Annotated in this window: 16 protein-coding genes; all 16 read right to left on the reverse strand. The window is 32.6% G+C overall.

Annotated features, from left to right (window positions below; genetic code table 11):
• Positions 1 to 121: 121 nt before the first annotated feature.
• Positions 122 to 556 (reverse strand): hypothetical protein, encoded by a 435-nt coding sequence (locus tag NBH01_RS26010; protein WP_007557648.1) that lies wholly within the window; start codon positions 554 to 556, stop codon positions 122 to 124.
• Between the two features lie 58 nt (positions 557 to 614).
• The gene (locus NBH01_RS26015; protein ID WP_004295355.1) at positions 615 to 1,238 is read right to left on the reverse strand and encodes a ParA family protein; all 624 of its coding nucleotides are present in this window, start codon (positions 1,236 to 1,238) and stop codon (positions 615 to 617) included.
• A 16-nt stretch (positions 1,239 to 1,254) separates the two neighbouring features.
• A complete protein-coding gene (locus NBH01_RS26020; protein WP_007559083.1) occupies positions 1,255 to 2,817 on the reverse strand; it encodes a relaxase/mobilization nuclease domain-containing protein in 1,563 nt (520 codons plus the stop codon).
• A 433-nt stretch (positions 2,818 to 3,250) separates the two neighbouring features.
• Complete coding sequence (locus NBH01_RS26025; RefSeq protein ID WP_007557662.1) at positions 3,251 to 3,607, reverse strand: plasmid mobilization protein; 357 nt, start codon at positions 3,605 to 3,607, stop codon at positions 3,251 to 3,253.
• 1,111 nt (positions 3,608 to 4,718) lie between these two features.
• On the reverse strand, positions 4,719 to 5,876 hold the full coding sequence (locus tag NBH01_RS26030) for a replication initiation protein (RefSeq protein WP_007559085.1): 1,158 nt from the start codon (positions 5,874 to 5,876) through the stop codon (positions 4,719 to 4,721).
• A 162-nt stretch (positions 5,877 to 6,038) separates the two neighbouring features.
• Positions 6,039 to 6,251: a hypothetical protein gene (locus tag NBH01_RS26035; RefSeq protein WP_004295360.1), complete on the reverse strand. Its 213-nt coding sequence runs from the start codon at positions 6,249 to 6,251 to the stop codon at positions 6,039 to 6,041.
• A complete protein-coding gene (locus NBH01_RS26040) occupies positions 6,241 to 6,723 on the reverse strand; it encodes a hypothetical protein (RefSeq protein ID WP_007559088.1) in 483 nt (160 codons plus the stop codon). The genes NBH01_RS26035 and NBH01_RS26040 overlap by 11 nt, the downstream gene beginning before the upstream one ends.
• A gap of 33 nt (positions 6,724 to 6,756) precedes the next feature.
• A complete protein-coding gene (locus NBH01_RS26045; RefSeq protein ID WP_007559090.1) occupies positions 6,757 to 7,074 on the reverse strand; it encodes a hypothetical protein in 318 nt (105 codons plus the stop codon).
• A gap of 18 nt (positions 7,075 to 7,092) precedes the next feature.
• A complete protein-coding gene (locus tag NBH01_RS26050; RefSeq protein WP_004295363.1) occupies positions 7,093 to 7,311 on the reverse strand; it encodes a hypothetical protein in 219 nt (72 codons plus the stop codon).
• Positions 7,312 to 7,341: 30 nt separating this feature from the next.
• A complete protein-coding gene (locus NBH01_RS26055) occupies positions 7,342 to 7,548 on the reverse strand; it encodes a hypothetical protein (RefSeq protein WP_007559092.1) in 207 nt (68 codons plus the stop codon).
• Between the two features lie 12 nt (positions 7,549 to 7,560).
• Positions 7,561 to 7,752, reverse strand: a complete 192-nt coding sequence (locus tag NBH01_RS26060; protein WP_007559094.1) for a hypothetical protein — start codon at positions 7,750 to 7,752, stop codon at positions 7,561 to 7,563.
• 16 nt (positions 7,753 to 7,768) lie between these two features.
• Entirely contained in the window at positions 7,769 to 7,909 is a 141-nt protein-coding gene (locus NBH01_RS26065; RefSeq protein WP_007559096.1) for a hypothetical protein, read from the reverse strand.
• An 85-nt stretch (positions 7,910 to 7,994) separates the two neighbouring features.
• Entirely contained in the window at positions 7,995 to 8,384 is a 390-nt protein-coding gene (locus tag NBH01_RS26070) for a hypothetical protein (RefSeq protein ID WP_007559098.1), read from the reverse strand.
• Positions 8,385 to 8,705: 321 nt separating this feature from the next.
• Positions 8,706 to 8,957: a hypothetical protein gene (locus NBH01_RS26075; protein ID WP_004295365.1), complete on the reverse strand. Its 252-nt coding sequence runs from the start codon at positions 8,955 to 8,957 to the stop codon at positions 8,706 to 8,708.
• Positions 8,958 to 10,064: 1,107 nt separating this feature from the next.
• The gene (locus NBH01_RS26080; protein WP_005780952.1) at positions 10,065 to 11,075 is read right to left on the reverse strand and encodes an ArdC family protein; all 1,011 of its coding nucleotides are present in this window, start codon (positions 11,073 to 11,075) and stop codon (positions 10,065 to 10,067) included.
• Positions 11,076 to 11,499: 424 nt separating this feature from the next.
• Entirely contained in the window at positions 11,500 to 12,093 is a 594-nt protein-coding gene (locus tag NBH01_RS26085; RefSeq protein ID WP_007559111.1) for a recombinase family protein, read from the reverse strand.
• Positions 12,094 to 12,316 lie beyond the last annotated feature (223 nt).

A 12,316-nucleotide genomic window follows, 5' to 3' on the forward strand; every position in this document is an offset into this window, starting at 1 on the left:
GGAATCCCTAAAGAAATTATTGTTTCTATCTAAAATATCCGTCCAATGAGGAAAAACCCATTGGACGGGTCTATAGCCTAACCAAAAATCTTTTGTTTCACAAAACGACCCTTTTTCTGTACTAAAGAAAACGGTTCTTTTTTTGCTTAATCAAAGAACTTATGTCGCTACGGTGTTTAGTTAACCAATCTTCCAAAATAAACGAAACTAAAGATGAAATAGGTATTTTGGCTTTAGCTTTGAGCAACCCAAACACCTCTTTTACATCTGTATCAACATATAGAACTTCCTTGCAATTATAATTTTTTCCTTTAATGTACTCTAATAAGTCCGTCAAATCCATTTCACTAGAGCCATTAAAATTAAAAACTTCCGAAGAAGTTGTTTCCATTTCTACATGAAGTGGTTCTTTCTCCTCTTCAACTTCATATTTAGCTTCTTGAATAGGAGCTTCATTTATACTACTCCCATGCAATTCTTCACCTCTTATCATTTTAGCTATTTCCAGAACACTAGAAATACCTTCATTTTGCTTTTTCCTTAATTTATCAGCCATGTGCAAATATATACAATAAATGAATAACTTTATAACAAATATCTATTAAAAGAATATTTTATTTTATTGCTCCTTCTTGAATGATATAATCATAAGCATTCTTCACCTTATCAATACACTCATTACTAATTGCTAATGTATTTATACGTTCCATAGCAACAGAAGCTGGTATTTCATCTGTAACAAAACCAACTTGCTTAAGAATATCAACTACCTGTTCTTTTGTTTCATATCTTACCGCAGTTCTCATATTGTTAGGTAAAAAGAATATTTTAGCTTTTACATTTAAATACTGTAACACTTGGATAAAAAAACCTGTACTATCCATTGTAAATTTATCGTATTTAAATGGGCATATTATTATATCCGCAGCTTTAAGAATAGTTCCCAGAGCATCATCATCAATCTTACCAGGCAAATCTATTAATAGATTTCCTTGCTCAACCTTAGTAAAATCACTAATAATTTTAGCAACATTAGATATATCGGTTTGTATAACCTCATATTTAGGTTCATTATCATAGGTCGCAATATCTTCTTTTCTTCTATCCGATAATGAACGCTGAAAATCTAAATCCAATACTAGAACTTCTTTTCCTTTTTCTACTAGATAGTTGGCAAATTGTATGCAATTAGTCGTTTTACCACAACCGCCTTTCTGATTCCCAAATAATATTATCATATCTTACTTATATTTATTAATTTTGTTGCTGTCCTCTTTTCTTTTTCCTATTAGGAGATTTATCTTGCTGTACATTTATATGCTGGCTAAGAATATCACAAATAGCATCAATCAGATTAAATCCCCTTGCCAGTTCTGAATCTTGTTCAACATTTATTCTTTCCATCTTATCAAGAGTAACTAGAGTAATCCTATCTTTACTATAGCCATCTTTTATAATATTGATTCCTAAATCATCAGTACTTACGATTACTTTATTCTTTTTATCTATTAGATAAACTAAATTATCATCTTCAACAAAAAGAATTCCTTTTTCTCTTAATGTAGAATGTAAATCTGAACTATGAGCCAAATAACTATTTATCATATCAGTATAGACAGTATTTTTTTTATCCATATGCTCTTGAATCAAAATATCATCTTTTTTCACATGATAAATTCTACTTAACAACTCGGCTTCTTTAAGTGTAGCAACATTAAATTTATTTGCTTCATACACTCTGCTATTATATCTAAGTTCTTTCAACAGTTTTTTATCAAGAACCAATAAAGCCTTATCATCACCATTTATAAATATTGTGCCATTCATTGAAAACCTATAACCGTAATCTAACATTAATTTCTTGAAACTATCCATTGTATATTTTGTTCCATCTTTCAAAAGAAGATTAATTATACTATTACAGTGTTCAACTTTTGCTTGTTTATTAGGCTCTACTAAAAGTTCCTTCAAATCCATAACTTCCCCACCTTTCAAAACTCTCTTATTTCTATAATCAATTAATGTATATCCATAAGGTTTAGTATGTCCTTTTCCTGTATGAAAGACTAAATTTATACCAAACTTATCTTTCATCAAAGTTTGAAGTTCTGTATAGGAAAGTCCTTGCTTATATTTAAATAAAAGAGCTGTTATCTGTTTTCTTCTTTCTTCATCAGGTGTATATTGTTTAGCTTTATCTTTTATCTGCTCTAATTGAATTGAAGCGTGCTTTTCACCACCCTTATACAAAATTAATAATCCATCCTTTTCTCTTAATTTCCATCCTGATTGTTCAAGTAACAACTTATATTGCTGCACTGTAGAAAAAGAAAACTCCATGTATTTTGAAATATCATCTTTAGCCTTCAAAGCTAAATCAACATTCATTATTTGATTTATGACTTTCTGTGAGCGCACAGCTTCCATATTATCTTTTACCTTCTGTCCGTTCTTCTGTACTCGTGTAGAAACAATATGTACATGATTATTTTCTGTATCAGAATGAAAATATATCATATAAGGATTATTTCCATAACCCATTTTATTTATATATTGCAAAGCTACATTTTTCAAATCCTCTGCCGAATATTCACGCCCCTTACATGAAATCACTGCATGAAATTGTTTTGCCTTGACCGCTGGATTAGTCCTACAGACAGATTCCATATAAGCTATATAATCCGACTTCTTCAAATTATCTGGATTCATAGCAAAATTTTCTGCAACAAGAAGTTCACTCTTGCCTTCCTCATTCTTTCGCTCATTATAATCAATACCAGCGAAAGAAGTTGCCGCTTTTAAAACTACTACTACCATATTTATAACTTCACACCGCAAATATACAAACAAATATTCAATAAAAGAATATTTCAATATAATTTATTCATACAATAAATATACAAATATTATATATTCATATATTATTTATATATATAATATTTTCCCCTAAAGTTTTTGGTATCATAATAATGTTTTCTCTTCGTCCATGCCGGGCAGAACCCGGAAAAGTACGGTATCAAATACCTTCCCGGTTTCTCTCCAGTGCAGGCAGAAAAGGTATCAATTAGATGCAATCCTTTTGCCGATGGGCGGTAGTTCCTGAATGGTGTCGGTGTCTTTTCTTTTATGATGCAGCCGTTTTCCTGTATTCAGGTATAGAGAGAAACGACACAAGGAACTTTAGGGAAAAGAAATAGTAACGCTGTCTTTATCACTAAAATTATATATATAAATATTATATATACATATATTATTTGATTGACATCAACTTACGCCAAGTAACATTCAATTTATCTTGCATAATTACATAGTCTGCCATTTTCTTTTCTACCTCATTAAGAACCTCTTGATTAACTTCTTCCTTATGAATATTTACATACCTAGCCAACTGATTTATATTATTTCCTATACGTTTCATTTCCAAACAAATTTCATCCATCGAACGAATAAATTCTTTAGGGTCAATAAGACCAACTCCTTTCCTAAAGACTCTCTGTCTAAAATAATCTGACATACATTTGCTAGATTTAGAAGCTTTAGTTAGTTCTTCATATTCTAAATTCGTTAAGCGAACTTTCACTATTCTATCTCTTTTATTTGCTTTCATACTATGATACTAAATAATATATGCCCCCAAGTTGCGAGGGGGCTAAACTCCTGATTTATCAGGCAAGATTTGGTTTTTGTGTCCACAAAAACACATCTTGCTATTAATTTCTACAAACGCAAATATATAAATTACTAAACACCCTCCCAAACAAAAGGGAAAAAAATACAATTAGATAAGTTTTTTTGGTATCATAATAATGTTCTCTTATCGTCCATGCCGGGCAGAACCCGGAAAAGTACGGTATCAAATACCTTCCCGGTTTCTCTCCAGTGCAGGCAGAAAAGGTATCAATTAGATGCAATCCTTTTACCGATGGGCGGTAGTTCCTGAATGGTGTCGGTGTCTTTTCTTTTATGATGCAGCCGTTTTCCTGTATTCAAGTATAGAGAGAAACGACACAAGGAACTTTAGGGAAAAGAAGATTTTTCGTGTGGCTCTTTCTGGAACTCTGGAAGTGAAGCGTGTTAATCACATATTATATATTATTTGTTTATATATTATATATTCACATATTATTTATATATATAATATTGTATTTTGTTCCTGTTCTTTTTCCCTAATGTTTTATGGTATCAATTTTTTGCGTCCGGCTTCCGGCTGCTTTTTGTATTTGGTATCAAAAGGTCGTTCTACAGGGTGTGCCAGGAATGATAATTCGGTATCAATTTCTTTCCCTACAGTATATCAAAAAAGCATAGGGACAAAAACCCAACTTTTTAAAATATGTTTTTTTTAGATAGGGACAAAAACCCAACTTTTGATTGATTATTTGTATCATATAGTGTCTTTTTTTGTTAATAGATGTTCTTTTCCCTAAAGTTTGTGTTAAGATTATGAGAAAAGTTCCTTTTTTATGGGTTTATGTAATAAGAAAAGTTCCTTTTTTGTGTGTTGGTATGATTATCAGGTTTTTTTTATCAGCTAGTGATGGTAGTACCCTTAAAAATGAAAGGGTAACTATCTGAAAAACAACAGATAATGGTAAAAAATCAGGGACAAAAACCCAACTTCTTAGGGACAAAAACCCAACTTCTTAGGGACAAAAACCCAACTTCTTAGGGACAAAAACCCAACTTTTAGACCCCTCCTAGGGACAAAAACCCAACTTTTATTCATCTTCTTTTTCTTCTCCAATCATTCCGGGGAGTATTTCTACTTCTTTTAATAATACGGATAAACAATATTCTGCTTTATTTGAAATTTTATTCCAGTTATCTCTAACATATTCGCCTAGATAAAGCATCTTAGTTACTACTGCTTTATAGTTGCTTAATGTAATCTGTGGAATAAACTGCTGCAAATGCTCGTCCTTCATTGCAAAGTGCAAAGAACAAAAATTCGTTATCATCTTCTTTTGTCCTTTTAATAGTTCTTCTTCCTTCTTTGATAATGCAGACTTAATAACTTTGAAATTAAGTTTATAAGGCTGTGTATCGCCTGAATTACGATAAACTTCTGCCATTTCAAACCAGCAATCAGCCTGTTCAAACAAATCATCGTAAACAGGGCGTATTACACGTTTATACAAATCTTTAAATTCGGGGTATTTATCTTCTAATTTTAAGAATTTCCGAAATCTATCCACATAGATAGAAAAACCACCTTTTTCTTTCCATGAGCTAATCAGCATATACATTCTTATTGTATATCTACTTTGCGCTCTTAAAGCTATCTCTTTTATATAGCGTGTAAAACCTCTATCAACATTAATGAAAACTTTAGCAACCTCTCTATCCATTTCTAAAGAAAAACCTCTTGAATAAGGAGTTTTGGGTATATTTGCCTTAGTGAATAAACCAGTAATAGACCAACTATCCTCACCTGTTATTGGGTCTTTAACATCAAGCTCTACAGGAATACTGATTAATTTACGAACCATGCTTTTTACTTCCTTGTATTGGTCTGGATTAACGCCCAAATCCCGATATGCGATATCTACTCTTATACGGTCTGAATATTCTTGAAATAAAGATAATTGCTCGCATGGAATAGATGTACCATATTTATCTAGATGCTGAATACTTAATTCTATGACATCCTGTAATTTCTCTATAACAGCAATTAAGATTCTAATCTGTACTGTCTTAAAATCACCAGCCATTAATGTAACTACATTAGGTTGTTTCAGCCATGTGGGATTTTCTGGGAGTTTCACAGGAAGATTTGTACGAGGATGCCCTTTCCTAATTCTAACAATCTCACCGTCTATTTCTTCTTTTTCTTCTTTCACCGCACGTTTTCGGGCTTTTATTTCTCTATTTACCATCGCTTATTATTTTGACTGATTAATACTCCAAAAAAAAGTAGAATAAAGAACACAAACATAAACTTGGCTATATAAAATAGCCCTATGAAAATCATTCTAAAAATAGCAATGATAATTTCTAATAGATTTCTTATTATGTTCCTCCAGTCCATTTTCTTTGTTTTATAATTCCTGTCGCCAAAGCTCCGGCTGCACTATTGTATAACCAGCACTTTGCAAATATACTCTTTTAAATTCATCGGGCAACGTTCCTTCAAGGAATTGCTTTTTATGCCTTGATGCAGTTCGGCGGTCATATGGACTATTTTTAGACCAACCTCTTTTAAGAATTAGTTCCTTAAAGCATTCATCTAATGTTTTTGCTTTATCTATCATAATCTTTTCGTAAAGAAATTATAGGGTTTTTCATCCCTTTATACGTTTCACAAGGATTTCCTAACAGTTCGCACATAACAAAATGTACAATTTTTCCTTCATCCAATGATAAATTCGATTTATTTGCTAATTCTACAACTAATGTATATTGATAACTATAGTTCTCAACAACAATTTCTTTTTCATTGGAAACTTCATTGTAAATCTTTCTATACTTATGCCATAAAGACGTATTAAAAAGCTCTACCGTAAGAAAATTGTTTACCTGCTCTGTTGTATAGTCTTCTGGCAAACGTTTCCCTGTAAGTCTATAAACAGCCTCCATTTTTGCTTTTTTTCCTACAAACTTTTTTTTCCCAATCATCTGACAAGAAGGAAGTTCATCCCTAGATATAAAAGGCTTCAAATCTGACACCCTACGATATACCTTATATTCAATAAACATTCTATCTATATTTTGATTATATGACATCTATTCCCTTTCACACTATTCGAAAAATTATGGTCATTTATCCCAATCATAATTATCGTAATCTATTTCCTTTCCTGTAGCATGGCATTCAGCCACATAATCAGCCCATTTTTTTCGCTTCGTCACATCAAAAGGCATACGTAGAAACTCATCCTTCCAAGGCTGTATAAAGTAACCAAAATCGTGTTTGTTCGTTACATACTGAACAGCATCTCTAATGGCGTTATACTCATATCCTTCTTTCAACAATGGTTCGTCACCCAGTTTAGAGTATATGTTTGCCACTTCCCGAAGCATCTTTGCAAATTCTTTGTATGTGGCAAAATTCTTTTCTTTTTTATCCATAATCATTCTTTTTTGTTTTGAGTATTAATTTTTTTCGATGAAAGTATTGGTTGTATTCAACACCCCGGCTGAATCTCGACTTTTGCCATCTCTTATGAAGATTCCTTCTTCTTTCAACCGTTCATAATCAAATTCATTCATCATGATAATGACAATATTTTCATTTGTATATAGCTTACACTTCATAAATTGAGTACCTTCTATTTTTCCAATTACGTCTATTTGGATTGTTCTTTCATTCATAATTCGTTTATTTATATATCGATTTGAGGATTATTCTTGTTTTTTTACTTCATATCCCTTTTCTCTGAGATACGCTGCTATATACTCATCATCTCCGACATCATTAAGGACATCGAAAAGATAACCTTTTACATAACTGGCTACTGCAACCGCATTTGCATACTCGATGTTCTGCGAAATGAATCTCACTTTCTCTGTTCTTCCTAAGCCTCTGAAGGCTTCTTCAATTTTGCTCATATTTATACTGTTTTACGCTAATTCTGTTTCAATAAACTTCATCATCTGATTGTGAAAAGAACCACTCCTTTTTTGCGCAGCCTTACAATCATCAATGGAAAGATTCGATTCCTTAATTATCCCTATTGCGATTGCTGGCATATCTCTGACTACTACAATATGCTGAACAGCAAACCAAATACCATCAATAAATTCATTATTCATATCTTCATTTTATTGGTTAAAACTCATATTCACTTTCATTGAAATTTTCGATTGAATAAATTAAACCACCGAAGTCACCTGCTGAGAAGCCTCCAGTAATATTACTTCGATGTGTTCCCTTATACTTACCAAAGGTTAATGTTCTTTCTTGATTCATTACTATTCTGTTATGCGTTATTTGGTATGATAATCCCATTTTATCTTGACTTATATATCTGGAAAAGAGACCTGTGAACTAAAGACTACTCTTTCTTTTCCTTACGCCTCGATTTGAGAAATTCTTTAGCCGCTTCTTTGTCCTCATGTACTTCATCTGATACATAATATATTATAGCCTTTGAATTGTGAGGATTGTTTTTCCACTTTCTTCCTATTGCATCCGGATTTACAACATATCCTTCTTTTGCCCATTGCAGGGCTGTTAGGCTCTTTTGGTTCATTCTCTTATACCAAAGAACCTTACGATGCATTTTTGTCCGGGGAGTAATTACTCCGTCTGCACATACCAGTCCTTCACAGTTGTAACCGGGGCTTTCCAGAAATTCAATTTCTTTTTGAATTTCTTTTATGCTCATTTTCTCGATGCGTTCCATGTATTGTGCAATCGTTTCATCTGTCATATCCGCTGCCATATTTCATGAATTTATGTATTAAAATAAGGCTATTAACTAGTTTAATAGCCCATTTTTGATTTCAAATACTATCAAACGTATTTATCCAATTCTTTTTCTAGCTTTTCCCTATCAATCTCTGGAAATAGTTCAAGAACAAGACTTAGCGAATCGCAATAATTGTTTGCATAGTTTTCTGTATCCATCAATCGTAACACCATTGAACAAAAAATACTCTTTTCCTGCTTAAAAGTACGATTTAACACAGAACTAGATAATCTGAAAATTTTCTTCTCTACTCCAATCATAAATTAATCCTTTCACATTTCTAATAATTGACTATCAATCTGTAGTTTTCTTCAATGCTTCAAAAGAAGACAAGTAATCATCAACAGCTTTATTTAACGCTGCATATTTATCTTTCCACGTCCTTATTTGCCGTTGTGTTTCAATATACCTATCATTCAAAGTTGCATAATTCTGAATAGCAAATCTAATAGCTTTAGCATCTGTTTTTTCACCAGATAATTTTTTTAGATTTTCTAACTCTGCGCAGGCTGCATCGTCTAAGCGTAATGTAAACTCTTTTTTCATAAAAAAATGATTAATGAATTAATACTGAAAAATAGCACTAACAGTTGGCTACGAAATGGATTTAAGAAGCAATGTTTCATGATTTTGTTTGCTGTTCTTTATACTGGCAGCCAAACCAGCTTTAAAGGTTTGTTTATCTCTTTATTTTCAATACTCAAAGATAGTGATTTTCTATAAATGTCGCAAATAATAGGACAATTATTTTTGTTAAAAATGGTTTTAGGTTTATAGACTGCCGAGGTTTTATTTTTCCCTAAAGTTTTTGGTATCATAATAATGTTCTCTTATCGTCCATGCCGGGCAGAACCCGGAAAAGTACGGTATCAAATACCTTCCCGGTTTCTCTCCAGTGCAGGCAGAAAAGGTATCAATTAGATGCAATCCTTTTACCGATGGGCGGTAGTTCCTGAATGGTGTCGGTGTCTTTTCTTTTATGATGCAGCCGTTTTCCTGTATTCAAGTATAGAGAGAAACGACACAAGGAACTTTAGGGAAAAGAAGATTTTTCGTGTGGCTCTTTCTGGAACTCTGGAAGTGAAGCGTGTTAATCACATATTATATATTATTTGTTTATATATTATATATTCACATATTATTTATATATATAATATTGTATTTTGTTCCTGTTCTTTTTCCCTAATGTTTTATGGTATCAATTTTTTGCGTCCGGCTTCCGGCTGCTTTTTGTATTTGGTATCAAAAGGTCGTTCTGCAGGGTGTGCCAGGAATGATAATTCGGTATCATTTCATCATGCCATGTTTACCCATCAGTGCCGGAACTCCGAAAAGTACGGTATCAATTTCTTTCCCTATAGTTCTTATTGGGTTAGACAACAAGACGCATTAAAATGTATTCTCAAAGTGAGAATGTATTTTAATTTGCGTCATGTTTCCGCTTCTGCAATGCTTACTAAAGTGGAGTTACCTAAAAGGTAGTGGAACTTTACTAAGGATTGCAGAAGGGATAAAGAAACATACCTTAGAAGGGTGGGTGGGTTTACCGATAGCAAAACTATTGGAGCGTAACAAAGTGAAGCGATTAAGCCTTTTTGGTTCTTTTTTGGCGTTTGAAAAAAGAACTCCCCCCAATGAGGGGGGAAGGAACCTTTAAGCAACCTTTGTATTTTTCTCTTCTTCAACTTCTTCCACATCTAGCCTTATATTTAGATGCTGGGCTATGAATTTACTACCTTTAATAGCATCTGCCAATACAGTAAATAAAAATTTAGGTTCTTCTTTTATTGCTTTGCACCATGATTTTAAATAAGCCGCATTTTCTTCTCTGACGGTTACAGAAATACCCAAATATACACCAGACAAAGCCGATATTAATTCTGCTACAAGTTCTTCACGCCCATAATTGAATTTATCATTTTCATAAAATCCTTTTCGATTTAGTCTATTTTTAACACCTGTACTATGTCCCATTTCATGTAATTCTGTACCATAAAAACTTTCTCCGTCCTTAAATTGGCTCTTTAAAGGTAAAGTAATGCTATCATTTGATATTGAATAAAACGCACTATCACTAGAAACCGTTTGAATAGGACATACCCAATTTTGATTCTTATTCATTTCATCAAGTATTGGATTTACATACATTTCTTTCTCTTCTTGTGGCTGTTCCTCTCCTGAAAATTTAGCCTTTAATATATCCCATCTATTGGGATATTTTTCCGCAAAGTTTGTTTGGTCTAAATTAAAAACTTGGAAATATTTTGTATAAGCTGCTAAACGGTATTCTTTTTGTTCTTCTTCTGATAATTTGTTATATTCATCATATGAAATTTTTTCATTTGTCTGACGATGATAAGCACAAAATAATGTATAATAAACAGGAAAAGCAACAGCACCTTTTAGAACATTAATACCTTCGTTTCGTGCTTGATTGAATGTCAAAAAAACAGGAGTTTGATAATTATATTTTTCACACAAAAAATAAAGTAAAAAAGCGTTTCCACCACTATAAGTACGACCTGTTAAATTTTGTGGTAAAAAGTTCTGTTTAGAGTTGACTTTAGAGAACCAAGGTTTTTGCCAATTCATAGACAAGCTTTCAATTTTTTCAACCATAAGGTTTACAAACTTCTCTGCATTTTTATCAAAAGTAGATTTCATAATTTTGTTTGCTGTTCTTTATACTGGCAGCCAAACCAGCTTTAAAAGTTTATTTATCTCTTTATTTTCAATACTCAAAGATAGTAATTTTCTATAAATGTCGCAAATAATAAGACAATTATTTTTGTTAAAAATAGTTTATAATCGGCTGATTTTTAACGTATTATCTTTTCCCTAAAGTTTTATATATTTTGGGTGAGAGATAAGGTTTTATAAACGGAATATTCCCTTTAGGGAACATGAAGTCTATAAAACCGAATATCCAATGCCTTGCTTTTGTAGGTGCTTCATAGAAGCGGTGAAAAAAGCAAAGCATTGGATATACCTTAGAAGGGTGGGTGGGAAAATGCGTTAGGGATTGCAGCGGAAAGCCCACAGCGTAGCGAGGACTTGCAGCGAAAAGCCCGACCTGAAAGGTAACGCCCTATTTATTTCTTCTATTCATCAATCTTACTTTTTCATAACGTAAATACCTATACAAAGTAGCCTTACTTCCAATGTGTAAAATTCTACATATTTCATCTATAGAATAATCCCGATTTTCATATAAACGCTTTGCTGCTATAGCTTTTCTCTTTGCATCTTCCGATAACCCTATAGGTCGTCCCGTAAGTTTCCCTCGTTCTTTTGCAGCTTGTAATCCAGCCCTAGTTCGTTCTACTATTATTTCACGTTCATATTCAGCCAATGAAGCAAAAATTCCAAATTGACATCTTCCTAAAGCACTATTAGTATCAATACCATCAACTATGCTTTTGAATGCAATTTTTCTTTTCTGCAAACAATCAACTATATAAACTAAATCTTTCAAAGAACGTCCTAATCTATCTAGCTTCCAGATAACAAAAGTATCACCTTCTCGCAAATATGCAAGGGCTTTATCTAATTCGGGTCTATCCTTTACTCCTGATACTTTTTCCTCAAATATAAGTTTGCATCCGGCTTCTTTTAAAGCATCTAGCTGCAAATCTAAATTCTGTTCCCTCGTTGAAACACGAGCGTAGCCTATTATCTCCATTTTATTTAAATCCAAGTTTCATAAATTCAACTATTCGCGAAACTATTTTAAACTAGGGCTTTCCCCCCTGTTATTACCTCTAGTACTATTATAAATCAAAAGTACAGAAAAAGGGTCGTTTTGTGAAACAAAAGATTTTTGGTTAGGCTATAGACCCGTCCAATGGGTTTTTCCTCATTGGACGGATATTTTAGATAGAAACAATAATTTCTTTAGGGATTCC

Source organism: Bacteroides sp. B1-V-101 (assembly GCF_023656585.1).
GTDB lineage: Bacteria > Bacteroidota > Bacteroidia > Bacteroidales > Bacteroidaceae > Bacteroides > Bacteroides thetaiotaomicron.